This is a genomic window from Roseateles sp. L2-2, from assembly GCF_050613215.1.
Taxonomy (GTDB): Bacteria; Pseudomonadota; Gammaproteobacteria; order Burkholderiales; family Burkholderiaceae_C; genus Roseateles; species Roseateles noduli.
On the sequence record NZ_CP192509.1, the window covers coordinates 5,675,760 to 5,702,152 of the forward strand.

General features: G+C 68.7%; 19 protein-coding genes. 8 read left to right on the forward strand and 11 right to left on the reverse strand.

Features of this window, described 5'->3' with window-relative positions:
- Positions 1-6: 6 nt before the first annotated feature.
- The 6 genes from ACQZ13_RS25400 to ACQZ13_RS25425 form a co-directional block, all read right to left on the reverse strand.
- Positions 7-6,825, reverse strand: a complete 6,819-nt coding sequence (locus ACQZ13_RS25400; RefSeq protein WP_431048640.1) for an Hpt domain-containing protein — start codon at positions 6,823-6,825, stop codon at positions 7-9.
- Between the two features lie 87 nt (positions 6,826-6,912).
- Positions 6,913-9,174, reverse strand: a complete 2,262-nt coding sequence (locus tag ACQZ13_RS25405) for a methyl-accepting chemotaxis protein (protein WP_431048642.1) — start codon at positions 9,172-9,174, stop codon at positions 6,913-6,915.
- A 61-nt stretch (positions 9,175-9,235) separates the two neighbouring features.
- A complete protein-coding gene (locus tag ACQZ13_RS25410) occupies positions 9,236-9,754 on the reverse strand; it encodes a chemotaxis protein CheW (RefSeq protein ID WP_088406379.1) in 519 nt (172 codons plus the stop codon).
- Between the two features lie 4 nt (positions 9,755-9,758).
- Entirely contained in the window at positions 9,759-10,124 is a 366-nt protein-coding gene (locus ACQZ13_RS25415; RefSeq protein ID WP_423598206.1) for a response regulator, read from the reverse strand.
- Positions 10,125-10,246: 122 nt separating this feature from the next.
- Positions 10,247-10,642, reverse strand: a complete 396-nt coding sequence (locus ACQZ13_RS25420; protein ID WP_088406381.1) for a response regulator — start codon at positions 10,640-10,642, stop codon at positions 10,247-10,249.
- A gap of 124 nt (positions 10,643-10,766) precedes the next feature.
- A complete protein-coding gene (locus ACQZ13_RS25425; protein WP_088406382.1) occupies positions 10,767-10,958 on the reverse strand; it encodes a rubredoxin in 192 nt (63 codons plus the stop codon).
- 134 nt (positions 10,959-11,092) lie between these two features.
- Between ACQZ13_RS25425 and thiD the strand changes: the two genes are divergently transcribed.
- The 4 genes from thiD to ACQZ13_RS25445 all read left to right on the forward strand — a co-directional run bounded on the left by thiD (position 11,093) and on the right by ACQZ13_RS25445 (position 16,191).
- Positions 11,093-12,052, forward strand: a complete 960-nt coding sequence (gene thiD / locus ACQZ13_RS25430; protein ID WP_431048643.1) for a bifunctional hydroxymethylpyrimidine kinase/phosphomethylpyrimidine kinase — start codon at positions 11,093-11,095, stop codon at positions 12,050-12,052.
- A gap of 105 nt (positions 12,053-12,157) precedes the next feature.
- Positions 12,158-13,444 carry a glutamate-1-semialdehyde 2,1-aminomutase gene (gene hemL, locus ACQZ13_RS25435; RefSeq protein ID WP_431048644.1) on the forward strand — a complete coding sequence of 429 codons (1,287 nt, stop codon included), beginning with the start codon at positions 12,158-12,160 and terminating at the stop codon, positions 13,442-13,444.
- 148 nt (positions 13,445-13,592) lie between these two features.
- The gene (gene mpl / locus ACQZ13_RS25440; protein ID WP_431048645.1) at positions 13,593-14,957 is read left to right on the forward strand and encodes a UDP-N-acetylmuramate:L-alanyl-gamma-D-glutamyl-meso-diaminopimelate ligase; all 1,365 of its coding nucleotides are present in this window, start codon (positions 13,593-13,595) and stop codon (positions 14,955-14,957) included.
- A 157-nt stretch (positions 14,958-15,114) separates the two neighbouring features.
- Complete coding sequence (locus ACQZ13_RS25445; protein WP_431048646.1) at positions 15,115-16,191, forward strand: AI-2E family transporter; 1,077 nt, start codon at positions 15,115-15,117, stop codon at positions 16,189-16,191.
- A 105-nt stretch (positions 16,192-16,296) separates the two neighbouring features.
- Here the strand turns inward: ACQZ13_RS25445 and ACQZ13_RS25450 are convergent, their stop codons facing one another.
- On the reverse strand, positions 16,297-19,047 hold the full coding sequence (locus ACQZ13_RS25450; RefSeq protein WP_431048647.1) for a zinc-dependent metalloprotease: 2,751 nt from the start codon (positions 19,045-19,047) through the stop codon (positions 16,297-16,299).
- 289 nt (positions 19,048-19,336) lie between these two features.
- Between ACQZ13_RS25450 and ACQZ13_RS25455 the strand changes: the two genes are divergently transcribed.
- Entirely contained in the window at positions 19,337-19,924 is a 588-nt protein-coding gene (locus ACQZ13_RS25455; protein WP_431048649.1) for a YqiA/YcfP family alpha/beta fold hydrolase, read from the forward strand.
- A gap of 3 nt (positions 19,925-19,927) precedes the next feature.
- Here ACQZ13_RS25455 and ACQZ13_RS25460 read toward each other — a convergent pair whose 3' ends face one another.
- The gene (locus tag ACQZ13_RS25460) at positions 19,928-20,998 is read right to left on the reverse strand and encodes a transporter (protein WP_431048650.1); all 1,071 of its coding nucleotides are present in this window, start codon (positions 20,996-20,998) and stop codon (positions 19,928-19,930) included.
- Positions 20,991-21,884 carry an archaetidylserine decarboxylase gene (asd, locus tag ACQZ13_RS25465; protein WP_431048651.1) on the reverse strand — a complete coding sequence of 298 codons (894 nt, stop codon included), beginning with the start codon at positions 21,882-21,884 and terminating at the stop codon, positions 20,991-20,993. The genes ACQZ13_RS25460 and asd overlap by 8 nt, the downstream gene beginning before the upstream one ends.
- A 77-nt stretch (positions 21,885-21,961) precedes the next feature.
- Here asd and ACQZ13_RS25470 point away from each other — a divergent pair, with 77 nt between their 5' ends.
- From ACQZ13_RS25470 to ACQZ13_RS25480, 3 genes are all read left to right on the forward strand, one after another.
- Positions 21,962-23,632: an aminotransferase class III-fold pyridoxal phosphate-dependent enzyme gene (locus tag ACQZ13_RS25470; protein WP_431048652.1), complete on the forward strand. Its 1,671-nt coding sequence runs from the start codon at positions 21,962-21,964 to the stop codon at positions 23,630-23,632.
- 187 nt (positions 23,633-23,819) lie between these two features.
- Positions 23,820-24,305: a Panacea domain-containing protein gene (locus ACQZ13_RS25475; protein ID WP_431048653.1), complete on the forward strand. Its 486-nt coding sequence runs from the start codon at positions 23,820-23,822 to the stop codon at positions 24,303-24,305.
- Positions 24,298-24,648: a hypothetical protein gene (locus ACQZ13_RS25480; RefSeq protein ID WP_431048654.1), complete on the forward strand. Its 351-nt coding sequence runs from the start codon at positions 24,298-24,300 to the stop codon at positions 24,646-24,648. Before ACQZ13_RS25475 ends, ACQZ13_RS25480 begins: the two co-directional genes overlap by 8 nt.
- On the opposite strand, the gene ACQZ13_RS25485 is transcribed toward ACQZ13_RS25480, so the two are convergent.
- Positions 24,569-25,513 carry an alpha/beta fold hydrolase gene (locus ACQZ13_RS25485; protein WP_431048655.1) on the reverse strand — a complete coding sequence of 315 codons (945 nt, stop codon included), beginning with the start codon at positions 25,511-25,513 and terminating at the stop codon, positions 24,569-24,571. The two genes, ACQZ13_RS25480 and ACQZ13_RS25485, sit on opposite strands and share 80 nt — an antisense overlap.
- A 101-nt stretch (positions 25,514-25,614) precedes the next feature.
- Positions 25,615-26,256, reverse strand: coding sequence for a hypothetical protein (locus tag ACQZ13_RS25490; RefSeq protein ID WP_431048656.1), 642 nt, complete (start codon positions 26,254-26,256; stop codon positions 25,615-25,617).
- Between the last annotated feature and the right edge of the window lie 137 nt (positions 26,257-26,393).

Genomic DNA, 26,393 nt, shown 5'->3' on the forward strand with positions numbered 1-26,393 from the left:
CGGACGCTACGCCCTCGCCGGCTGAGCGGCGGACAGATGCGAAGTGTATCGGGCGATCAGACCCAGCAGGTGCTCTTCGTCATAGGGCTTGCCCAGGTAATCGTTGACTCCGAGCCGTTGTGCATACTCGCGATGCTTCTGCGCAATCCGCGACGTGATCATGATCACGGGCAGCCCCGCCAGACGCGTGTCGGCGCGCAGGTTGCGGACCAGGTCGAAGCCGTCCATGCGCGGCATCTCGATGTCCGACAGCACCACCGCGGGCAGCTCGTCGCCGCCCAGGCGTTCCATCGCATCCAGGCCGTCCTTGGCCAGCAGCACGCGGTAGCCTTCGCGCTCCAGCAGACGCTGCGTGACGCGGCGAACGGTCAACGAATCGTCGACCACCATCACCAGCGGCGCGAGCTGGACCTTCTCCTCCTCCACCACGACCTGACGCGCCGCCGCTTCGGCGTCGTGCACGCGCTGCTGCGCGGCATGGCCGTAACGGTTGGCCAGCGCCACCGGGTTGTAGATCAGCGCCACGTCGCCGGAGGCCAGCAGGCTGATGCCCGCCAGGCCCGGCACCTGCATCAGCTGCGGACCCAGGTTCTTGATGACGACTTCCTGGTTGCCCAGGACTTCGTCGCAATGCAGCGCCAGACGTTGCTGTGCGCTGTGGACCAGCGCCACCGGCAGCGTCTTGCCGTGGGCGAAGCCGCGATCGCTGTGGCGCATCAGGCCGCCCAGCCAGTAGAAGGGCATGCGCTCGCCGGCCGCCATCAGCGAACCGTCGACATACGCCTGTTCGACCGTCTCGACCGGCAGACGCTGCACCGACAGCATCAGCGCCGCGGGCACCGCGACCTTGCGATCGCCGTAGCGCAGCACGACGACCTGCGTCAGCGCCGTCGTCAGCGGCACGCGGAGCTCGAAGCTCGCGCCCTGCCCTGCGGTCGACTGCGTCAGCACGTAGCCGCCCAGCGTGTTCACTTCCGAGCGCACGACGTCCATGCCCACGCCGCGGCCGGCCATTTCGGTCAGCGCATCGGCGGTGGAGAAGCCCGGCTCGTAGATGAGGTCCATCAGCTGCGAGTCGCTGACGTCCTGACCCGGCTGGATCAGGCCCTGGCTCTCGCCGCGGGCGCGGATGCGCGCCAGATTCAGGCCGGCGCCGTCATCGCTGAAGCGGACCTGGATCTCGTTGCCTTCCTGGTGCAGGTTCAGCACGATCCGGCCCACCGGGGCCTTGCCGGCCTGCTGGCGGACGTCCGGCGTCTCGATGCCGTGGACCACGCTGTTGCGCAGCAGATGCTCGAAGGCCCCCGTCAGACGCTCCAGCACGGCGCGGTCCAGTTCGACGCCGCCGCCGCGGATCTCAAGCTGGGCCTGCTTGCCGCTCTCGCGGGAAGCCTGCCGCACGACGCGGTGCAGACGTTCGCCCAGGCTGCTGTCGAACTCCACCATCCGCGTGCGCAGCAGGTCGTCCTGCAGCTCGCGCGTCAGCCGGGACTGGCCGGCCAGTTCGTCTTCGCCCGCCGCGACGTTGCGCTGCAGGCCGCGCTGGACCGTCGCCACGTCGTTGACGGACTCGGCCAGCATCCGGGTCAGTTCCTGGAAGCGGGTGTAGCGGTCGAATTCCAGCGGATCGAAGTCCTTGCCGGTGGCCTGCGCGGCTTCCTGGCGAGCGGCGATGCGGGCTTCGGCCTGCAGTTCCAGCTCGCGCAACTGCGTGCGCAGGCGCTCCAGGTTGTCGTCCAGGTCGCCCAGCGACGTGCGCATCTGGCCCAGTTCGGATTCCAGACGGGCACGGCGGATGGAGACTTCGCCCGACAGCGCGGCCATGCGTTCCAGCAGCGCGCCACGGACACGCACTTGCGCGGCCGGCGCGACCGGCGCGCTTTCCAGCGGCTGGCCCATGTCGGCCACTTCGCTGAAGTGGGCCCAGTCGATGTCGATGTCGGCCAGCGGCGCGGGGACCGGCGCGGCCACGGGAGCGGGCTCTTCGACGACCGGCTCGACGATCTCGGCAACCGGCTCGGCGATCGGTTCGATGACGGGTTCGACAACCGCTTCGGCGACCGTCTCGACCACCGGTTCTGCGGTCGGCACCTCGGCCTCAAGCACGGGCGCGACGGGCTCAACGACCTCTACCAGCTCCACGATCTCTTCGATCGGGGACTCGGGTTCGGCCGGCGTTTCAGCGGCCTGAGCCGGAATCGCATCGGAGCCTTCGGCGGGCGATTCGATCGCTTCCACCGCTTCGGCTGCAGGGATCGGTGCGACCGGCTCAACGATCGGCTCAGCAAGAGTCGCGACCGGCGCCGCAGACGCCATCGGCGCGGGCACCACCGGCGCGGGATTGCGCCAGGTGCGCTGCAGCGTCTTGAAGGAGTGCTCCAGGCTGTCGCCGGCATCCTGCAAAACGAGCAGTTGCTCGAAGCGCGGCTCGCCTTCGGCCACCAGATGCTCGACCTGCGATTCCAGGCGGTGCGCCTCTTCGCCAAGCCGCATCGCGCCGGACAGGCGCGCGCCACCCTTGAAGGTGTGCAGCACGCGCATGCAGGCCGCAGCGCGGCTGGAGTCCGCCGGTTGGGCGGCCCACTCGCGCAATGCGCCGTGCAGCTGCCCCAGCAGGTCCTCGGCTTCCTCCTCGAAGATCGGCATCAGTTCCGGCTCGATCTGGTCGGGCTGGCTGAAGTCGAAGTCGTCGTCGGTGGCCTCGGCCGCCTGATGGAAGGCCTCCTGCGAGGTCGGGAAATCATGGTCAGCCGCCGCGACCGGCGGCACCGGCACGCTGAGCAGGCTGGCCGGCAGCGAGGCGGTGGAGACTTCCTCCAGCGACATGGCCAGCAGGCCTTCGTCGCTGTCGGCATGACCGTCGGGCAGCAGCGCGCCCGGCTCGAAGGCCTGGAGTTCAGCCAGCAAAGCCGGATCGGCTTCCTTCAGGAAACCGGCGGCGAATTGATGCAGCAGGCGGCGGATTTCATCCGAGGCGCGTTGGAACAGCGTCGGATCGCCGACCTGGTGGCCCAGGGCGCGGCCCAGGGCGTGCTCCAGGCAACGGGCGAGCGTCGACAGGTCGTCGAAACCGACCGTCGCGGCGCTGCCGGCCAAGCCGTGCGCCAGCGCTTCCGCGTCCTGCGGCAGCGGCGACTGCGGCAGCAGCGACCACTCGGTCAGCTCCACCTGCAGGCGGCGCGAGCGCTCGTCGGCCTCGTTCAGGAAGATGTTGAACAACGCGATGCTGATGCGCAGCGGGCCGATGACCTTGACGCCCTCGTCGCTGTCCTCTGCATCGATGTCCTCGTCGACGGCCTCGACCGGTGCCTCGGCGGCCGGCGGCGTGACCGCCGTTCCGCCCACCAGGCTCAGCGCCGGCGCCGCATGCGTCACCGGGGTATCGAGGTCGAGGTCCGGCAGATCCAGGTCGGACAAGGTGCGCGGCGACAAGCCTTCCGGCGGCGTCTCGACCAGTTCCTGGCCCAAGTCCAGCGTCAGCGACAGATCTTCCGGCGTCGCAGCCGCGTCCAGCGCGGTCACCGGCTCGGTGTTCAGGTCCGACAGATCCAGCAGGTCCAGCGCGGGCTCGTCGACCACCGCGGCGACCGGCAGTTCGTCCAGCGGCATCGGCGTCGTGGCTTCGATCTCCACCATCGGCGCATCCGACGGCCAGCCGGCCGGCAGGTCCATCGTGACGGTCGCGTCATCGGCGGACGTCAGCGTCGGCTCCAGGGCCTGCGTCGGCTCGTCGTGGAAGACCGGCGGCTCGACGGCGATCGGCAGCTCCAGCGCCGGCGGCCCGTTCAGTGCGGCGGGTTCGACCACGTCGGCCACGGTCGGCAGCGACATCGTCGTGTCGAGCGCGGGCAGGTCGGCCGCGGACAGCGCGTCCAGATCGACCGAGGAACTCAGTTCCGGTACCGCCTGGGTCAGCTCGGGCAACTCGCCAGGGAAGTCCAGGGACAGGTCGGCGACCGGCAGCGCCGGCGCGTCCAGGCCCGGCAGGTCCAACGCGGGCAGGTCCAGCGACGGCAGGACCGAGGCGGCCGGCACCGGCGCCGCATCCAGCGTGGCCAGCAGGTCCAGCGCAGCACGTTCATCGGCGGCGACTTCGGGCGCGACGGGCTGAGCAGGCGCAGCGACCTCGTCCGCCAGCGACAGCTCCGGCAGACCGGACAGATCGATGTCGTGGACTTCCTCGACGGTGGGCACCTCGACGACCTCAGCCACTTCGGCGACTTCGATCACTTCGGGGACGGCACCGAACTCGACCACATCAGCCAGTTCGATGGCTTCAGGGATCGCGGCGATCGGCGCGATCACGGGTGCGACCGCGGGTGCGACCGGTTCGGCCGACACCTGCAGGGGCAGATAGCGGTTTTCCAGCCGCAGCGCATCGGCTGACGCGCGGAACGGCGCGCTGTGGAAGCCGTGCGGACGCTTGTCGGCGATGGCGGCAGCCCAGGTCTGGAAGGCGTCCAGCGCCTCGTTGCTGAAGCGCAGCAGGTCCGAGTCGGCCTGCGGATGCTCCGAAAGGCGATGGTTGTAGAGCTGCTCGCAGGCCCAGCCGGCTTCGCCGAACTCGTTCAGCCCGACCATGCGCGAGCTGCCCTTCAGCGTGTGGAAGGCGCGACGCGCGGTCGTCAGCTGTTCCTTGTCGCTGCCGTTGCGGGCGAGCGCGGTCATCGCGTCGCGAGCGGTGGTCACGACCTCGGCGGCCTCTTCCAGGAAGATGCCCAGCATCTCCTCGTCGATCGCTTCCTCGGCCTGCGGGATGGGCGCGCTCGGGGCCTGCGCCGGCGGCGCGGCGGGCGCGGCGGCCTCGATGAACTGCTGCAGCGATTCGGCAGCATGGCTGCCCGCGGCATCGCCGCCGGCCGACAGCAGTTGCTGCTGCGCCTGTTGCGCCGCCTGCGCCATGCCGAGGTCGTCGGCGGCGCGAGCTTCGTGAGAGATGCGCTCCAGATCCCGGGCCAGGTCCTCGGTCGAGCGATCGCCCTGCGCGACGGCCTGCGCCGTGGCCTGCAGCTGATCGATCAGTTGCGGCTGCGCCTCGACTTCAGGGACCGCCGGTTCCTGCGCCTGCGGCTGCAGCTCGCTTTCGCGGCCCACCAGCGACTGCAGCAGCCCGGTGTCTTCCTCGAAGCGGAACATGCGTTTGGCCAGTTGCGGCTGCACGCTCAGCATGTCGATCAGGAAACCCAGCGCGCCCAGGTTGTGGGCCAGCCGGTCGAACTGCGCGCGCGGTCCCGACAGCGTCGGATCGACCTCGGTGTTGGCCAGTTCGTCGACCTGGTCGCGCATCTTCAGCGTGGCTTGCGCGGCCTGCGACAGGCCCAGCACGCTGAACACGCCCCGCATCGCCTGCAGCTGTCCCGGCACCGGGATCAGCAGGTCGCGCTTGGTGGGGTCGCGGAAATACTCGTCGCACTGGCGCTCGACCTCGGACAGGCTGGCACGCAGTTCATGGACGACGGAGCCCAGCGTCTGCCGATCGGCGACGCGGCGGTAGAGCTCCTCCATCCAGCTTTCGAGCGCCAACGGCGCTTCGCCATGGCCGACCGACTCGATGCGGCGGGCCAGGCTCTTCACGCGATCGCCCTGCTCGGGCTGGTCGAAGGCCTCGTCCTCGAGGGCCGCTTCCAGATAGAGCATCGACGTGGCGATTTCCATCGCCAGCGCGGCCTCGGGCGCGCGACCCGAACGCAGCGTCGTGACGACGGCACGACGGAGCGTGTCACCCAGCACTTCCCCGCTCGGGAACAGCTTCTGCAGCGACTCGGCGACGTTGGCGAACTGCTCGTCCAGTCCGCCCAGGCGGTGGGTCTCGCCTTCGGCGGCGGAGGCCCAGGATTCCTTGGCGGCGATCACGCGACGCTTTGCCGCGGCGACCCAGTTCGGGTCGATGCGGCCCAGCGCGTCGTCACGGTAGTCGACGGTGTCGGCTTCGATCAGGCCGTAGGCCTGCTGCACCGCGCTCAGGCGCGGCGCGGAGCCGGGCTCGGCATGCTTGGCGGCGGCGGCGAAGAACAGCAGGTCCTTGGCCAGACGCTCGGACGGCGCCGCGTCGCTGCCGGCGCGCAGTTGCGCCAGCAGTCGCGAGCCGAGCCGCTTCACCAGCGTGTCCACCGGCAGCAGGCCGCGCGATTGCGCTTCAAACTGGCCAGCGGCCAGCATCCACAGCGTGCGCGCGTTCGCTTGCGTCTGTGTCAGCGCCAGACCGGCGCACAGGTCGCTCAGCAGTTGCCCTTGACCGGGCGCCGGTGCGCGCATCTGCTTGAGCAGCAGCGCCTCGAACGGCGTGCGCATCTGCTCGGACGTCAGGGCGCGCACGCCGCGGTCCAGCGGCAGCTCGCGCCAGCGGAATTCCTCGGTCCACAGGTCGGCCGGGTGGATGCGTCCCGCGCCGTTGAGTTCCTGCAGCGTCTGGTAGGCGGGGAACAACGCCAGCGAGCTCGGCTGTCCGCCGGCCAGCGTCTTGGCGATGAAGGCGAGGACCGCGAAGTCCGCGCGTTCGACCGCTTCGACCTCGGCGATGCTCACGCTGGCCGGGTTCTCGGCCAGGCGGAACAGCGTCGCCTCGGCGGCACGCAGCAGATGCGCGGCAGCGGGCAGGCTGACCACGGCCAGCACGCCGGCGGCCTGGTGCATCTGCTGGGCCGCGCCTTGCAGGGCGGGACTGGGCTGGCCGTCGCCGCCCAGCGTCGTCGACCGCGCATCGGCATCGCGCAGCACGCGGCGAAGGGCCTTGTGCACCGATTCCAGCGTGCGGCGCAGCTCCTCCTGGACCCAGGCCAGCGGGCTCAGGTCGGCGGGGAACTCGGATTCGCGCGTAAGGTCCATGCTCGCTCTTGTTCTCTTCTAATTGTCGACGCGGTGCGGGGTGATCCCTGTTCTACCGGTGGGGCCGCGGGGCGGAGGCCCGTCCGATCAGGACGTGACCTTGAACCGGGACACCGACTGCTTCAGCGCTTCCGCCGACCGCGACAGCTCATGCACCATCTGGGCGGTGGAACGCGTACCGTCGGAAGTCTGCTCGGTCACCGCGAAGATGTGCTGGATGTTCGCACCGACCTCGTTGGCGGCGCGCGCTTCGTTCTGCGCGACCGACGAGATCTGACCGATCAGGTCGTCCAGGCGACGCGACACCGAGTCGATGTCTTCCAGCGCGCGGCCGGCCGCGTCGGACAGCTTCGTGCCCTCGACCACCCCCAGCGTGGAACGCTCCATGGCGGCCACCGCGTCGTGTGTGTCGGTCTGAATGGTCTTGACCAGCGCCGCAATCCGGCGCGTCGCGTCGGCGGAGCGTTCCGCCAGTCGTTGCACTTCTTCCGCCACCACCGAGAAGCCGCGACCCGCTTCGCCCGCGGACGCCGCCTGGATGGCCGCGTTCAGCGCCAGCACGTTGGTCTGTTCGGTAATGTCCGAGATCAGCTCCGTGATCTCGCCAATTTCCTGCGACGACTCGCCCAGACGCTTGATGCGCTTGGAGGTTTCCTGGATGTGGTCGCGGATCTGGTTCATACCGCCGATGTTGTTCTGCATCGCCTCCAGACCCTGCTCGGCCGCTTCCCGCGACTGGCGGGCCACGTCGGCGGTCTGCTGCGCCTGCGTGGACACCTGGTTGATCCGGTGCGCCATCTGCAGCACCGCCTCGCCGGTGGCGCGGATCTCGTGCAGCTGTTCGGTCGATGCGGCCAGCAGCTCGGTCGACGTCTGGTCGACCTGCGCGGTCGTGTCCGTCACCCGGACCGCCGTCGTCTGCACCTGGTGCACCAGCGAGCGCAGTTCTTCCACGGTGTAGTTCACCGAGTCGGCGATTGCGCCCGTGATGTCCTCCGTCACGGTCGCCTGGTGCGTCAGGTCGCCTTCCGCCACCGTCTGCAGTTCGTTCATCAGTCGCAGAATCGCCGCCTGGTTCGCGTCGTTGACGCGCTTGGCTTCCTGCTCCTGCGCCTCGGCTTCGCGACGCTGTTCTTCCGCCATCTGCGCGCGACGCGACTGGTCGGACACGTACAGCCGCAGGAAGCCGACCGAGCCGATCACCAGCACCGCCAGCGAGGCCAGCATGGCGATCAGCACCGCCGGGTTCAGGCCGCCGGCCGATTCCAGGCCGACGCCCAGGTCGTCCAGGTCCTTGCGCAGCACTTCCGAGTCATTCAGCATCGCCGTCTGCGCTTCCCGCGCGGACACCAGGCCCTGCAGGTTGGACAGGATGGCGGTGGCCTGCGAACGGGTCTGGTCGTACTGCGTCAGCAGCACCTTCAGGCGTTCGCGCACCTGCGCGTCCTTGGCGCCGTTCAGGCGCAGCTCGGGGTTGCCGTTCAGCAGCGCCTGGGCGATCTCGCGGAACGCGTTCAAGTCCTTGCCCAGCAGGAACACGGCCTCGGGGCTCACGCCTTCCTGCGTCAGGAATTCGTTGGCCGACTTGCCGATACGCTGGGTCAGCATCACGAGCTGGCCGACCGCGGCGACTTCGCCCGTCGGGGCCGAGCTCTGCAGCGACAGCGAGGCCACGGCCTCGGCGCTTTCCAGCAGGTCGGACGATTGCCGGTTGATCGCGCGCAGCGCGGCGCCGACCTGCGTCAACACCTTTTCCTGCGCCAGCATGACCTTGGTGTTCTTGTCGGCGCGCGCCACCATCGGGGCGATCTTCTCGAGCAGCGGATCGACCGAGCCCGGCGCCTTGGCCAGCTCACCGCTGCCGTCGCGCAGCGAGCCGATCACGCCGGTCAGGATCTCCGACGCTTCCTTCATTTCCGGGAACGCGTTCTTGTTGCCCAGCAGTGCGGTCGAGACCGCCTTCGCCAGACGCTGCGACTGCGTCGCCGCCTGACCCGCGCCGCGCACCTGCGCCGCGGAGCGGTTCGAGGCGATCAGCGACCACGACACCGTGAGCGTCGTGCCGATCAGGCCAGCGGCGACCAGCGCCGTCAGCAGGCCGGTGCGGCGCTGCTCGGGCTGGCGAGCCACGGCCGGCATCGGCTGGGGCGATTCCGGGGCGGACGCCGAAGGCTGGTAGCCCGCGGACGTGTCCTGGAACTCCGGCGTGGGCTGCGCCGTGGTGATGATCGAAGGCTGGAAGTCACGCGTGTCCTCCGGAACGGCCCCCGCGTCGGTCTGCGGACCGGCGTCGAAGTCGTCGTTGCCCTCGTTCTTGCCCTTGTTCTTGATCTTGTCCAGGAAGCTCATCTCACCCTCGTTTGATCTCGTTCGTCGAATCGGCGCCTGTGACGGGACCGTCGTCTGGCTATCAGTTCAAAACAATGCGCAGGAATTGCGGATGCTGCGTCAGCGCATCCAGGTCCAGCACTTGCCAGCGCCGGCCCTGCCCGTCGCGCATGCGGGCAGGAGCGAAATCGGGATGGCCGCCCTCGTCGGGCTCGGCCTGGAGCTGTTCATCGCCGCGCAGCCCCAGCAGCTGGTCCACCAGCAGCGCGCAGTTGATGCCCAGATCCGGATTGATCGACACCAGCCGGTGGGCCGATGTCAGCGGTGCGGGACCCCGCAGGCCCAGGAAGGCCGACAGGTCCACCACCGTGTGCAGACCGCCCCGCAAGTTGGCCACGCCCAGCATCCAGGGTTGCGTGTACGGGACCGCCTGAAGCGGCACCGGCGTGAAAATTTCGCCGGATTGCTTGAGCGGAAGCAGCAGGCCGAGGCCTGCGCATTCGACTGCCAGCCAACTCGCCGCCTGCGGCGCTTCGCGCGCCGCCTGCATGCGCTGCGCCAGCCGTTGTTGAAGTTCGCGCAGCGCTTGCTTGTTGGCCATGATGTCAGCCCAGCGCCTTGATCTTGGCCAGCAGCTCGTCGGCCTTCACCGGCTTGACGACGTAGTCGCGCGCGCCCTGGCGCATGCCCCAGACCTTGTCGGTTTCCTGGTTCTTGCTGGTGCACATGATCACCGGGACGTCGGCATAACGCTCGTCACGGGTGATCGCGCGGGTCAGCTGGAAGCCGTTCTGGCCGGGCATGACCACGTCCATCAGGATGAGGTCGGGCTTGTCCTCGGCCAGGCGCTTCATCGCCTCTTCGCCGTTCTCGGCGGTGCGCACGGTGAAGCCGCGCTTGGTCAGCAGGTCGCTCAGCGCGTGCAGCTCGGTCTTCGAATCGTCGACCAGCAGGATCTTGTGGATGGGCATGGGATCTCCCTCTGTCTTGGCTCGTGTCGATTCGCGTCGGTGGAGTCGTCGTTCGAGCCAGGCGTGAGCGTCGTTGGATGTCGTGGATGAGGTCGTGGAAAGCGGGCTGTCCGTCGAGCCGGTCAACCCGCCTGGCAATGCTGTCGGACCGCCTGCAGCAGCTGGTCCTTCGTGAAGGGCTTGGTCAGGTAGTCCTGCGAACCGACCATCCGGCCGCGGGCCTTGTCGAACAGGCCGTCCTTGGACGACAGCATGATCACGGGCACCGACGCGAACTGTGGATTGCGCTTGATGATGGCGCAGGTCTGGTAACCGTCCAGACGCGGCATCAGGATGTCGCAGAACACGAGATCGGGCTGGTAGTCGCTCAGCTTGGCGAGCGCGTCGAAACCGTCCTCGGCCAGGACGACCTCATGGCCGCCCTGCTTCAGGAAGATCTCGGCGCTGCGGCGGATCGTGTTGCTGTCGTCGATGACGAGCACCTTGGTCGCCGTGCGGGGGCTTGCGCTGGAATCCAAGCTCTTCTCCGTATTGTTCAGACAATGGTTGTCAGAGAGATTTCAGGCTCGCGACAGGCGACGAGCGCTGGAAGGACGCCGGATGATCGAGGACCGGTGCCTTGCCGAAAGGTCGATGCGAGGGTCAGATCTGGACCATTTCGAAGTCTTCCTTGCGGGCGCCGCACTCGGGGCAGGTCCAGTTCATGTCGACATCTTCCCAACGGGTGCCGGCGGCGATGCCGTGTTCAGGGTCGCCCACGGCCTCGTCGTACATCCAGCCGCAGATCAGGCACATCCAGGTCCTTGCTTCGCTCACGATGGGTTGACTTTGCATCACTACAATGATCGAAAGATTGTAGCCATGCCCCCGGTCTGACCCGGGGGGCGGAAGTACCGATGAAACAACAGTCGGTTGCGGTGCTTCTCCACGTTTTGCGCACCAGTTCACGGCTTCTCGCCGAACCATTCATGAGCCGCCCAGACCCGCATCAACAAGATCCCCAGGACGCCGCCGCGATCGAGGACCAGGATTCGCCGCCCCCGGCCTGCGTGATGAGCTTCAATGCGTCCGATCCGAGCGGCGCGGGCGGCAGCGCCGGCGACGTCGCCACCATCGCCGCCATGGGCGCGCACGCGCTGCCGGTCGTCACCGCCATCGTCATGCGCGACACCGCCGAGGTCTTCGACCACCAGACCCTGGACGGCGACTGCATCGTCGAGCAGGCGCGTTCCATCCTCGAGGACGTCCCGGTCGCCGCCTGGAAGGTCGGTTTCCTGGGCAGCGCCGAAGGTGTCTCCTCGGTCGCGGAGGTCCTGTCCGACTACCCCGACGTGCCGCTGGTGGCCTACCTGCCCAGCATCTCCTGGCTGGACGAGGAGCAGCAGCAGAGCTACCTGGACGCGTTCCGCGAGCTCGTGCTGCCGCAGACGCTGGTGCTGGTCGGCAACCAGAAGACGCTGAGCGACTGCCTGCTGCCCGACTGGGATGCTGACCGGCCCGCCTCCCCGCGCGAGCTGGCCGTGGCCGCGCAGCAACATGGCGCCGCGAACGTGCTGGTGACCGGTATCCAACTGCCCAACCAGTACATCGACAACGTGCTCGCCAACTCCCAGGGCGCGATCACCGGCGAGAAGTTCGAGCGCTTCGAAGCCAGCTTCGTGGGCTCGGGTGACACGCTGTCGGCGGCGCTGGCGGCGCTGCTGTCGGTCGGCTCGGAGCCGCACGACGCGGTCGGCGAGGCGCTGGCCTTCCTCGACCAGTCGCTGGAGGCGGGCTTCCGTCCCGGCATGGGCAATGTGGTGCCGGACCGCTTCTTCTGGGCGCTGCCGCCCGGCGAGGAGGGGGAGGAAGGCGCCGAGGTCGTGCCCGTCACCGACGAGATGCCGATCGACGAGCCGCCCAGCCGCGGCCCCCGCCGCATCCATTGAGACCGCCGAGGGCGCCCGAGCGGCGCCCTCGTCCTTTTCCCCTTTCATCTGCTTACGCCTTCGCGACCGGCCACTCCCGCGGCAGTCGCAGCACCGGACTTCCCCATGAGCCAGAACGAGACCCTGTTCGCCCGCGCCCAGCGCGTCATTCCCGGCGGCGTGAATTCGCCAGTCCGCGCGTTCCGCGCCGTCGGCGGCACGCCGCGCTTCATCACGCGGGGCGAAGGCGCCTACATCGTCGACGCCGACGGCAAGCGCTACGTCGACTACATCGGCTCCTGGGGTCCGATGATCCTGGGCCACGGCCATCCGGCCGTCGTCGAGGCGGTCCAGAAGGCCGTGCTGGAGGGCTTCTCCTTCGGCGCGCCGACCGAGCGCGAGGTCGAGCTGGCCGAGGAGATCCTCGCCCTGGTCCCCAGCTGCGAGCAGGTCCGGCTGGTGAGCTCTGGCACGGAGGCGACGATGAGCGCCATCCGCCTGGCCCGCGGCGCGACGCAGCGCAACAAGTTCATCAAGTTCGAGGGCTGCTACCACGGCCACACCGACGCGCTTCTGGTGAAGGCAGGCTCGGGCCTGGCGACCTTCGGTCACCCCACCTCGGCCGGCGTGCCCGAGGCGACCGCCCAGCACACCATCGTGCTGGAGTACAACAACGTCGCCCAGCTGGAAGAGGCCTTCGCCCTGCACGGCCCCGAACTGGCCTGCGTGATCGTCGAGCCCATCGCCGGCAACATGAACTTCGTGCGCGCCAGCGTGCCCTTCATGACCCGGATGCGTGAGCTGTGCCGCCAGCACGGCGCACTGCTGGTGCTGGACGAGGTGATGACCGGTTTCCGCGTCGGCCTGCGCAGCGCGCAGGGCGTGTACGCGGACCTGATCCCCGGCTTCGTGCCGGACATCAGCGTGTTCGGCAAGGTCATCGGCGGCGGCATGCCGCTGGCCGCCTTCGGTGCGAGCCGCGACATCATGCGTCACCTCGCCCCGCTGGGCGGGGTCTACCAGGCGGGGACGCTGTCGGGCAACCCGGTGGCCACGGCCTGCGGCCTGGCGACGCTGCGCGAGATCAAGAAACCCGGCTTCTTCGACGCCCTGTCGGCGCGCACACGCCGCCTGGTCGACGGCCTGAAGGCGGTGGCGACGGAGAACGGCGTGCCGTTCAGCGTCGACAGCGAAGGCGGCATGTTCGGCTTCTTCCTGATGCCGGAGCTGCCGCAGAACTACACGACCGTGATGACCACGGACAAGGAGCGCTTCAACCGCTTCTTCCACGGCATGCTGGATGCCGGCGTCTACCTGGCGCCGGCGCTGTACGAGGCCGGCTTCGTCTCCGCCGCGCACACCGATGCGGACATCGACGCCACGCTCGACGCCGCCCGCGCTGCCCTGCGCTGACGGCGTCGGTTCATCGGGCCAAGGGCCCGATGGCCGGTTCGGGAAAGCCTGGCCCCGGCAAACACCGAGCCAGGCCTGTCGCGAATTTTTCAATCCGCGACAGGCATTACGCTTGCTTACCCATTGGTACAGCAGCTGAGAGACAGACATGCATATCCACATCCTTGGCATCTGCGGCACCTTCATGGGCGGGCTGGCGGCACTGGCGCGCGAGGCCGGCCACACGGTGACCGGCTGCGATGCGAATGTCTATCCGCCGATGTCGACGCAGCTGGAGGCCCTGGGCATCGAGCTGATCCAGGGCTTCGGCGCGGAGCAGCTGGCGCTCAAGCCCGACCTGTTCGTGATCGGCAATGTGGTGACGCGCTCGTCCGAGGGCCGATTCCCGCTGATGGAGGCCATCCTCGACGCCGGCCTGCCGTACACCAGCGGCCCGCAGTGGCTGGCGGAACACGTGCTCCAGGGCAAGCACGTGCTGGCGGTCGCCGGCACGCACGGCAAGACCTCGACGACCTCGATGCTGACCTGGATCCTGGAGTCGGCCGGTCTGGCCCCCGGTTTCCTGATCGGCGGCGTGCCGCAGAACTTCGGCGTGTCGGCCCGGCTGGGCGACGGCCGGTTCTTCGTCATCGAGGCCGACGAGTACGACACCGCCTTCTTCGACAAGCGCAGCAAGTTCGTCCACTACCGGCCGCGCACGGCGATCCTGAACAACCTCGAACACGACCACGCGGACATCTTCCCGGACCTGGCCGCCATCGAGACCCAGTTCCACCACTTGGTGCGGACGGTGCCGGCATCGGGGCGACTGGTCGTCAACGCGCGTGAGGAAGCGTTGCAGCGCGTGCTGTCGCGCGGTTGCTGGAGCGACGTGCAGCGCTTCGGCGCCCGCAAGGAAGAACCCGGCGCGCTGCGCGCCCGCGGCGAGCCGCAGTCCTTCGACGTCCTGCGCGGCAGCCTGAAGGTCGGCCACGTCAACTGGGAGCTGCTGGGCGAGCACAATCAACTGAACGCGCTGGCGGCGATCTCGGCGGCGGAACACGTGGGGGTCGACCCGGAAAAGTCGGCGGAGGCGCTCGGCACGTTCAAGAACGTGCGCCGACGGCTGGAGCTGCGCGGCGAATCGCGCGGCATCAAGGTCTACGACGACTTCGCGCACCACCCGACGGCGATCCACACGACCATCGCCGGCCTGCGCCGCCGGATCCCGCCGCAGGAGCGCATCCTGGCCGTCTTCGAGCCGCGCTCCAACACGATGAAGCTGGGCACCATGAAGGCGCAGTTGCCCTGGGCGCTGGAGGAGGCCGACCTGAGCTTCTGCAACCAGGACGGCCTGACCTGGGACGCGCGCGAGGCGCTGGCGCCGCTGGGCGAGCAGGGCCTGGTCGGCGCGGACGTCGACGAGCTGGTGCAGATGGTCAAGCGCGCGGCCAAGCCCGGCGACCACGTGCTGTGCATGAGCAACGGCGGCTTCGGCGGCATCCACGAAAAGCTGCTGGACGCGCTGAAGTAAACCGGCGATCCTGCGCCGCCGCGCCCGGATTGCGCCGGAGCGGCGGGTTGGCACGCCGCGTGCCCTTCCCGCGATCCACCGCCTTGCGGCGGTTTCCTGTCCCATCCCGCAAGATCCCGCCCGGGATCCTGCACGACTCCCGAGGAGCGACTTCACGATGAGTGGTCCTGGCAAGCTGGTCCCCGCGCTGCAGAACCGGTCCTTCCTGTGCCTGCTGGCGCTGGTGACGGTGGCGTTCTTCTGGATCGTGTGGCCGATGATGAGCGCGATCCTCTGGGGCGTGGCCCTGGCCATCGTGTTCCAGCCGCTGTATCGCAAGCTGCTGCGCAAGACGAAGCGGCCCGGGCTGTCGGCGGGGGCGACGATCCTGGTGATCCTGCTGCTGGTGGTGCTGCCGCTGACCTACGTGATGGGCGCGCTGGTGCGCGAAGCCGCGGTCGTCTTCGAGATGGTCAAGTCCGGCCAGTTCAACTTCAACACCTACGTGGCGCAGATCTACGCGGCGCTGCCGACGTGGCTGATCGACGTGCTGGAGCGCCTGGGCCTGCACGATCTGTCGAACCTGCAGGAGAAGCTGGGCAGCGCGCTGAACCAGGGCAGCCAGTTCATGGCGACCAAGGCGCTGGGCTTCGGGCAGGACACCTTCGATTTCCTGGTGAGCTTCTTCGTGATGCTCTACCTGCTGTACTTCCTGCTGCGCGACGGCGAGCAGCTCTCGGCGCGCATCCGCGACGCGCTGCCGCTGCAGGACTCCTACAAGCGCCAGCTGGGCGAGAAGTTCCGGACGGTGATCCGCGCGACGGTCAAGGGCAACATCGCCGTGGCGGCCATCCAGGGCGCGCTCGGCGGCATGGCGTTCTGGGTGCTGGGCATCCACGCGCCGGTGCTGTGGGCGGTGCTGATGGCCTTCCTGTCGCTGCTGCCCGCGGTCGGCGCGGCGCTGGTCTGGGCGCCGGTCGCGATCTACCTGCTGTCGACCGGACACGTCGGTTCCGGCATCGGCCTGATCGTCTTCGGCACCGTGGTCATCGGCCTGGTGGACAACCTGCTGCGCCCGCTGCTGGTCGGCAAGGACACCAAGATGCCCGACTACGTCGTGCTGCTGTCCACGCTGGGCGGGATGGCGGTCTTCGGCATCAACGGCTTCGTCATCGGCCCGCTGATCGCGGCGATGTTCATCGCGGTCTGGGACATCGTCGCGGCGGAGCGGCGCTATCCGGTCGGGGATCACTGACCGGCAAACCCCCGCGCAAATGAAAAAGGCCGGCTTCCGCCGGCCTTTGCGTTTGATGCGGCGTTGCTGCGGCGCGATCCGGAGATCACGCCCGCCGTCACCTCATCAAGTCCGCGTCATCGTCGCCTTCAGCACGTTGCTGAGGAAGTCCAGGCTCTCCGCCAGATGCGCGCGGGTCTCGATCGAGCCCTTGCCCTGCGCGGCGCGCAGATCGCTCTGCAGCTGCACGGCGTGCAGGCGCAGCACCGCGTAGGCATCGGCGAACTGGCCCGAGGCCGCGCCGCTCTTCGTCAGGTTGGCCTGGATGCGGCGCAGGTATTCGCGCTGCAGGTTGCGGCGCAGCGGATCGATCTCCGCGCCGGTCTTGAGCTCGCTCCAGATCGAGGACTGCAGCGTGCCGTAGACCTCGCCGATCGTGATCAGGCCCTTGCGCTGCGACACCGGCACGTAGGCCGGCAGCTCCATCAGGCGGATCGCCGTCTGCGCCTGCAGCAGGCGGTCCAGCGAGCCCAGCTGCACCCGCGCCACCGCCGCCGGGATGTTCACGAAGCCCGCGCGATTGAACTCGACATAGTCGGTCGTGATCGAGGTCAGGAACTCCGGCTTGAAGCGGAAGCTGTCCGCGCTGAAGATGCCCTGCGCCAGGAAGCGCAGCGCCTCGCGCTGCTTGGCGGGATCGACCGGCCGCATCGCGGCGACCGACGAACCCGGCACGTCGCGGTGCGTGTACATGCCGCCGACGTACTTGCCCACCAGGTCCGACGCGCGCGCCAGCTGGTTGAAACCGCCGGCCAGCTGACGGCGCTGGCGCAGCGGATCGTCGCCGGCTTCCGGCGTGCGGTTCTGCACCCGCGTCCACAGCTCCTGCGTCAGCTTCAGCCGCTTGCGGAAATACGCCATCGGATCGTCGCCGAGGTCGAAGCGGTTGATCGTCGGATCCATGCCGTCGAACGGACCGAAGCCGCCGGCGTCGGTGTCGTCCGCATAGGCGTGGCCGGGCAGCGTGTTCTGCGCGGCGACGCGCTTGAGCTCGGCCTCTTCCTGCTCCTTGGGCACCTGCTTGTAGGCGTACTCGATCGCCCAGTAGTCGTAGGCGCCCAGCGTCGTGTTGTTGTACGTCGTCGGCGCTTCGCCCTCGAGCGGGATGTTGTAGGCGTTGTAGTCCATCACCGAGGCCGACAGGCCGTTGGCATCGGTCCAGGCCTTGTCCTTCAGCTGCGCCTGCGTCACCTGCGTGGAGGCCTTGAAGTTGTGCTTCAGGCCGAGCGTGTGACCCACCTCGTGCATGATCACGTCCTTGATCCGCGCCTGGATGAAGGCATCGGCTTCGGGGCTGTCCGGCGCGATGTCGCCGCGCGCTTCGAGCACGTCGAGCGCGAAGTCCATCTCGGCGGCCGCGTCATGCGCGTAGGTGCAGTAGGTCGCGTTGCGACCTTCGCGCCAGCCCTGGTTCAGCGCGGCCAGCGCCTGCGCCTCTTCCGCCAGCGTGGACACCTGACCGCCGGCCATGCCGCGCGGCGCGTCTTCGGAAATGAAGGCGCGGCCGCCGCGGGCGAACACGTCGCTCATGCCGATGTCGGCGTCCAGGATCTCGCCGGTGCGCGGGTCCAGGTGGCTCGGGCCGATGGCGAAGCCCACGTCCGAACCGACGAACCAGCGGATCGACGCATGCGACGCGTCCATGTTGTCCCAGTCCGCGTCATCGGGCTGCTGCTTGGCCACGACCGCGTTCTTGAAGCCGATCTTCTCGAAGGCCTTGTTCCATTCCAGGATGCCGGCCTCGACCGCGGGGCGGTACTTCGGCGGGATGTTCTTGTCCATCCAGTAGGTGATCGGCTGCACCGGCTCGGACAGCGCCGCGGCGGGGTCCTTCTTCTCCAGGCGCCAGCGCGCGACGTAGTGGACGCGCGGGTTCGGCTTGGCGTCGTCGCTCAGGTCGGTGAAGGACTCGGTGAAGTGGCCCAGGCGGCCGTCGGCGCGGCGCGTGGCCATCTTCTCTTCCGGCAGCGCGCGGAAGTTGTAGACGAAGCCCATGAACATCGAGCGCGGATCCGGCAGCGCCTGCGGCGGCGTCGGGACCGGCACGGGCGGGGCCACCAGCGGCGGCGCCGGGATGCGCGGCGTGAAGTAGTGGACCTTGGCGTTCAGCGTCGTGAGCTGCGCGTCGGCGCGGGTCAGCTCGAAATACGAGTTGCTGCGGTCGACGTTGTAGGGCAGCCGGTAGGCCATCTCCAGGCGCGTGGACATGCCGGGGATGTCGCTCAGCAGCAGGCTGGCGTCGACCAGGAAGGACTTGCGCTCGGGGTGGTCCGCGCTGGCGACCGGGCCGGCGGCCAGCAGGCTGGGCGAGAACGCCTCCTCGCCGGCGCGCTTGCCGCCGCCTTCGGCGCGGAACGCCGTGTTCAGCGCGACCAGCTGGATCGCGTTGCCGACGCGGCGCCACTCGGCCAGGATCTCCGGACCCATCTGGCTGGCGTAGAAGCCGCGTTCGCCGATGGAGCTGGTGATGTTGATGGTGAACAGGAAGGGCTTGTTCAGCATCGCGCGCGGGATCTCGAGCCAGACCTTCTCGTCCTTGCGCAGGATGGGGAACAGGCCGTCGTCGCGCTTGGTGTCGCGGCTGACTTCGGCGAACGGCTTGGGCGCGGTCGGATCGGCGGCGGGACGCGGCGCCGTCATCGGCGACGTCGCGCCCGGTTGGCCCGGCGCGCCGGAGGCGGCGCCGGCGGGCGCGGGAGCGGCCTGGGCGGTGGGCGCGGAGGTGGAGGCGCCGGTCGGGCCGGTCGTGGCGCAGGCGGTGAGCAGCAGCGCCGCGGCGGCGATGGCCGTCAACTGGATCGTGTCCCGGTGGATCATGGATCGATGTGGTCTTGGGTCCGTCCGCAATGGGCCGGACCATGTTGAGAAAGCAGGCGTGGCGGTCGTGTCGCCGCCTGGCCCCGGTGAAGCGGGCAATGTGCGGGGCCGGGGCCCGCGCGTCAATGCGCACTAACGAGCGAGCGACCCTCGCGAACCGCGCGTTTGGCGATGATCGCCCACGCCGGCAGCGCCCCACCCGTGCCGGAAGTGACCCGCTCGCCTCGGGATCCCCCGGGGACACCCCGAAGAAGGGGGTCCGCACGGCCGCCGCCTACACTGCCGCGCCATGAGTCTGCGTCGCACCCACCTCCTCTATCTGCACGGCTTCCGGTCGTCGCCGCGTTCGGCCAAGGCCTTGCGGATGGCGCGCTGGACGAAGGAACATCGTCCGGGTCTGCTGTTCGCCTGCCCGCAGCTGCCGCCGTCGCCGCGCGAGGCGATGGCGCTCGTCGACACGCTGGTCCGCGACTGGCCGCGCGACACGATGGCCGTGATGGGCAGTTCGCTCGGCGGCTTCTATGCGACCGCGGTGGCCCAGCGCACCGGCGCGCGCACCGTGCTGCTGAATCCGGCCGTGGACCCGGCCCGGGACCTCGCGAACTACATCGGCGAGCAGACCTGCTGGCAGAACCCGGAGGAGCACTTCTTCTTCCGGCCCGAGTTCGTCGACGAACTCGTCGCGCTGAATGTCGGCGCGCTCGCGCATCCGGAGCGGATGCTGGCGGTCATCGCCAAGGGCGACGAGGTGCTCGACTGGCGCGAGATGCACGCGCGCTACGCGGCGTGCCGGATCAAGCTGCTCGAAGGCAGCGACCACGGCCTGGCCGACTTCGACGACTACCTGGACGAGTTGACGGCCTTCCTCGAACTCTGAGTCCTACTTCCGTCGTCCGGTCGCTTTCAGGAGCAGCAGCGTCACCAGGCCGGTGAGCACGACGATCAGGCCGACGACGACCCAGAAACCGTGCTTGTGCTCCAGCAGCGGCAGACCGCCGACGTTCATGCCGAACAGGCCGCTGATCAGGTTGATCGGCAGCGCCAGCACGGTGACCATCGTCAGCACATAGAGCGTCTGGTTGTTCTCCTGCGCGACGCGCGCCGAGGTCTCGTCCTGCACCGCGCGGATGCGTTCCTGCAGCGCCTGGATGTCGCGCAGCACCAGCGCGAATTCCTCGCTCGCCTGCTGCAGCTGCTGCTTGTCGCGCGCCACCACCCACTCCGGCGGATTCGACAGCATGCGCAGCAGCGCGCTCGGCTCCGGCGCGAGCAGCCGCTGCAGGCGCACCATCAGCCGCCGCAACGCGGCGACCTCGGACCCATGTCCCGAATGGCGTCCGGCAAGCAGCGCGTCCTCGATGTCGTCGACCCGCTCGGTGGCCTGGCGCACGATGCGCTGCAGCTCGTCGGCCTGGTCGCGCAGCAGGTGATCGAGCAGCGCGACGCTGGACCGCGGCCGGTCGCCGCGCTTGATCGCCATGCGCAGGCGGTCGACCGAGCGCAGCGGCGCGCGCCGCACGCTCAGCACCAGGTGTTCGCTGACCTGCATCCACAGCGTGGAGACGTCGCCGACGTCGAAGGCGAAATCGAAGGTGACGTCGTTGAGCACGGCGAACAGGTGCTCGCCGACGCGCTCGATGCGCGACGAGCGCGAGCCTTGCTGCTGCGCCTCGTCGAAGCTCTCGGCCAGCGCGGCGTTGCGGCGCAGCCAGGGCAGCGCGCCGGCGTGCGCCAGGTTCAGGTGCAGCCACAGGTAGCCGCCGTCCGGCTGCGACAGCCGGGCCTGCGCCTGCGCGAGCGTGGGCAGCGTCTCGGTCGGCCGTTCCGGGTGGATCCAGAAGCCGCAGATCAGGCCGTGTTCGTCTCCGCCGTACGGACCGGCCAGTGAGCCGGCCAGTGCGCCAGCCATCGACCCTGCCGATCCGCCCGGGAGCTGCGTCGTGTCATTCATCGCCATCCGCGGATGGTAGATGCGCGAGGGCCTCGCCCATGCGGATCCTCTGCCCGGTCTGCAAGCTCGCCGACAGGTTCACGCCCGGCGGCAGGAACACGATGATCGTCGAGCCCTGCTCGAACCAGCCCATCTCCTCGCCGCGGACGTGATCGTGACCGACGTCGAAACGATGCGGGCCGGGATGGTCCGGGCGCAGCGTCAGGTCGAGCGCGTGCAGACGCAGGCTCGCGACCAGGATGGCCGCGACCGGCACCAGCGCGATCGGCGTGCCGTCGGGCAGCGTGCACTCGACGGCGGCGCGCACGTTCCGGCAGAACAGGCGTTCCACGCGCTTGAGAGCGATGGGGTTGACGTTCCACGTATCGCCCGCGATGTGGGTGACGCGCTGGATGCGCAGGTCGGCCGGCGCGTGGAAGCGGTGGTACATCGCCGAGGTCAGCCGCAGCGTCACATACGTGCCGTTGAGGTAAGGCGCGGCGCGGGCGGCGTCGCCGAACAGGTCCGCGATGCGGTAGTCCATGCCCTTGGCCTGGAGCGCCATGCCGCGCGTGACCGGGCCGTGCGCCCCGACGATCGCGTCGCAGGGGCTGACGAGGCTCGCCGGCGCCGGATCGATCGGTCGACGTCCCGGCTTCAGCCGGCGCGTGAACACGTCGCGCAGCGAGCGGTAACCGTGGGCGGGCGGCTCGGCCTCGCTCAAGTCCAGGTCCGTGAACATCCGCCACACCGCGACGCTGAACCGCGTCAGCGCGGGGCTGTCGATCCGGGCGTACCGGCCCATGAATCGGGTCAGCGCCAAGCGGGGAATGCGGTTGGTCAGGAGGAAGTTGAGGGACTCTTGCTGGGTCAGACGGTCGCGCCAGCGGGCCAGTTTCATAGACATGTCAATTCCGTCGGATACACCCCGGTAATTTGCCAACGCTGTGTGACAGCTGAACGAGGCTCCGGAGGCCCATGCCCATGTCGACGACGTTCTTCACCTTTGACCTGTTGCCCGTCGCCGCCGCGGCGGCGGGACTGTTGGCGCTCTACTACGCGCCGACCGGATGGCGCCGCCTGCAGCTCTCCCGGGCCAAGCACCCGTCGCTGGCGGGGCACTCGCGGATGGCGGTGCGGCTCGCCCGGCTGATGCCGACGCAACGCTTCGACGACGCGCACTTCTTCAACGCGGACGACGCGCCGGCCGACATCGTCGCGACGCGGCGCTCCAGCTTCAGCGCGCTCTCGCACACGCTGAAGACGCGGCATGCGCGCAGCATCGCCGCGACGCAGTCGATGAAGCCGTCGCTGCCCGACCTGCAGTTCACCAGCAGCTACCGGGTGCCGCCGTCGTTCAGCCCGCTGGTGCAGAGCGAGCTGCCGCTGGGCCCGGTGATGGTCGCCAGCGACGGCCACTGGCTGACCGACTTCGACGGCGAACGCTTCATCGACCTGGCCGGCAGCTACGGCGTGAACCTGTTCGGCTACGCCTTCTATCAGCGCTGCATCGCCGAAGGCGCGGCGCGCGTGGACGCGCTCGGACCGGTGCTCGGCGTCTACCACCCGCTGGTCGAGGACAACGTGCGCCGCATCCTGTCGCATGCGCGCATGGACCAGCTGTCCTTCCACATGTCGGGCACCGAGGCCGTGATGCAGGCGGTGCGGCTGGCGCGGTACCACACGGGCAGGACGCACCTGGTGCGCTTCTGCGGCGCCTATCACGGCTGGTGGGACGAGGCGCAGCCGGGTCCCGGCAATCCGCTGCCGGCCGAACGCACCTACACGCTGCGCGACATGCACGAACGCAGCCTGCAGGTGCTTCGCACGCGGCGCGACATCGCCTGCGTGCTGGTGAATCCGCTGCAGGCGCTGCATCCGAACAAGCCGGCGCCAGGCGACGGCTCGCTGGTCGACAGCTCCCGGCGCGCGTCCTACGACAAGGCCGCCTACGCCGCCTGGCTGCGCGAGCTGCGCCAGGTCTGCACCGAGCGCGGCATCGCGCTGATCTTCGACGAAGTGTTCATGGGCTTCCGCCTGGGCGCTGGCGGCGCGCAGTCGTACTTCGGCGTGCAGGCGGACCTGGTGACCTACGGCAAGACGCTGGGCGGCGGATTGCCGGTGGGCGTGGTCTGCGGCCGCGCGGCGTGGATGAAGCGCTTCCGCGACGAGCGCCCCGCCGATGTCTGCTTCGCCCGCGGCACCTTCAACACGCATCCGTACGTGATGGGCGCGATGTCGGTGTTCCTCGACGCGCTGGAGGATCCGGAGCGCCTGCGCCAGCTCGACGAGCAGGACGAGCAGCAGGACGGCCGGCGCGCCCGGCTGAACGCGGCGCTCGAAGCGGAACAGCTGCCGCTGCGCGCTGCCAACATGTCGTCGATCTGGACGCTCTATTACACCGAGCCGTCGCGCTACAACTGGATGCTGCAGTACTTCCTGCGCGAACAGGGTCTGGCGCTGAGCTGGGTGGGCACGGGCCGGCTGATCTTCAGCCTGGACTTCAGCGACGCGGACTTCGACGAGGTCCAGCGCCGCATCGTCGCCGCGGCCCGCGCGATGCGCGACGGCGGCTGGTGGAGCAACCCGGCACTGCCGACCAACAAGGCGATCAAGCGCCGGCTGTTGATGGAGACGCTGGGCCTTCGCCACTGATCGCGCGGATATCCCCCTCCGCGCCCCGACACCTCCCCAAATCGGCTCCCCCAACGCCTCCCCACAAAGCGGGGCGCCTCGACATTCATTGACGAATGTCAGAGCGCCCCGTTGTCATTGGCGATGTGTGATTCCTAGACTGCTTCGCCTTGCATGCGCATTTGCGTGTGCCACGAGGTGCTGTCACATGTATTCCGCCTATTCGATCGCCAATGCCTTCATAGAGCGCGCCCTCGCCGGCCGCGTGCCGGATCTGTCGTCCATGAAATTGCAGAAGCTGATGTACTTCGCGCAGGCGCACCACCTCAAGCGCTGGGGACGCCCGTTGTTCGAAGACACCTTCACGCGTGGGCGCTTTGGTCCGATGCTGCCTTCGATCCTGCACCAGGTGAAGGCTTATGGCACCCGACCGATCACCCAGACGATCCGAGCCCTCTCAGGAGACAACGATCGAGACAATTGGCGCACCCCGACACTCCCGTCGGAACACGTGGACGCGCACCACTTCATCGATCGAATCACAAGCATGTACGGTGGTCGCTCCGCGCAAGCCCTTTCTGATCTCACCCATCTTCCCGGTTCGGCCTGGTCGCACGGCGGAGCGGACGGCAGCCCTATCTCGAATGCAATGATCCGGGACGATCCGTCCCTGTCGGGAGAGTTCAATGTCTGACCTGCCCGATCTCGACCACCTGGAGCCTGCTCATTCCATCGACGACGACAGCGACGACGATGGCATGCCCGCCCAGATCACCGCCGACATGAAGGCAAATCGCCAGCTACGACGCCGCTATGCGGGTCGGGCCTATGGCCTTGCGGCAGGCTGCATCTGCATGTGGTCCTTGCTGCTGTCGGCGCAAGGGGTCGTCAAGACAGTGACGGGCATCGAGATGTGGTCAGACCAGGTCCTCATCGCCGTCACCACCGGTGTCACCGTCAGCGTGCTGGCGGCGTTCCTGGGGGTGATCCGAGGGCTGTTTCCGGGGAAGGACGAGCGCGCTCCCGCGCCTCCCTGACGACCTCCTCGATCGCCTTCACCACGACCTCCGGCTTGTCCCGCTGGATGTAGTGTCCCGATCCCTCGACCGGCTGGAGTTCCTTGCCGCCGACCAGCGGCAGCCAGTTCGGCTCCAGGTTGTGCACCATGGTCTCGAAACCGCTCGCCATCTCCGTCGGCGAATAGACCGTGCGCGTCAGCACCCGCACCGGCACCGTCGGACGCGGCTTCTGCCACAGCGTGTCGATGCAGTCCTGCTGCTGCAGGAACTCCGCCTGCATCATGCCCCGGAACACCCGCCGGCTCATGTTGTCCAGCATGTTGGCCATCACCGGCACCTCGACCTGCATGCGCCGCAGATGCAGCGGATGCGTCGCGTCCACGAGCACGATGCCCGCCACCTCGTCCGGATACAGCCGCGAGAACGCGTACTGGTACAGCCCGCCGATCGAATGCCCGACCAGCACGTACGGCGGCTTGATGCCGGCGCTCTGCAGCAGCCCGTGCAACTCGGTCGCGATGCCGCAGGGATTGCGCGGTACCGGCGGCGTGGCGGTACTGTCGCCATAACCGGGGCGGTCGTAGGCGAACACGCTGTAGTCGGTGCGCAACTCGTTCAGCACCTTCGCCCACGGATCCCGGCCGTCGCCGAGTCCCGATTGCAGGACGACGGTCGGCTCGCCGTGGCCCACCTTGGTGAAGACGATCGGACCGCCGGTCACGCGCTGGTTGCCGGTGTTCGGCATCGGACTGGCGCAGCCCGCCAACAAGGCGATCGCGGCAAACAAGGTCGCGAGGCCCGAGAAGGCCGAGAAGGCCGAGAAGGCCGGAACGGCCGTCGCCAATGACTTCGGCGCCCGAAGGCGCCGTACAACTCCAGACATGCGGGAACTCCTTCTTCCGGCGAACCGGCCTGTTCCCGCATCCACCCGCGTCCGCACGCGCCCTTCAAGGAGGGACCGCGCGGCGCGTCATCCCTGGTGGATCAGGCCGCCTGCTCGCCGTTGCCGGCATTGTGCCCATCGTCGCGCGGCCACAGCGCCGGATCCAGCCGCTCACCGCGCAACAGTTGCAACGGTGCCCGGTGGTACAGCTGGATGTCGTGGAAGGGGTCCGTGATGATCTTGGTGGCCCAGGCCAGGCCGGTGCGCAGGTCGCGGATCACCGCCAGCTGCAGCACGCGGAACACCAGACCGCCGACGCCCAGCCAGAACCACAGCAGGCCGAGCTGATGCAGGTACTCGGTGAAGCTGGCGGCCGGCGCGAACAGTCCGAACAGGCCCGGCTTCAGCCACAGCGCGACCGGCGACGCCGCCCACAGTGCCATCAGGACGACCTTGCGGCGCAGGTTGTAGCCGATCTTGATCTCTTCCTTGTGCTCGTGGGTCGCCTGGTTGACGTGGTCGTAGCCCTTGGGCTCGAAGAAGAAATGACCGGCCTGGCGGCTGGTCATCGACACGCCCCACGCCAGCAGCGCCGACCACGCGGGATCGACGAGCAGCAGCCCGTAGGCGACCACGAAGCAGCAGGCGCTCAGCAGATGCAGCGACTGGTTGATGCGGCAATGGTGGTAGTAGCGGTGGTCGTCCCAACGCTGTTCATTCAGAAGTGCCAGAAAGTCCTTCATGGGGCCCTCGTCCGTGAAATGAGCGGTGAGCGTGACGGCAATCGATGGCAGCGCCGTGATGGCACGGTGATGCATCGATGACGGACGCGTGGCGACTGTGTCCATCGGCCGTGTCAGGCGCGTGACGAACCCCACCG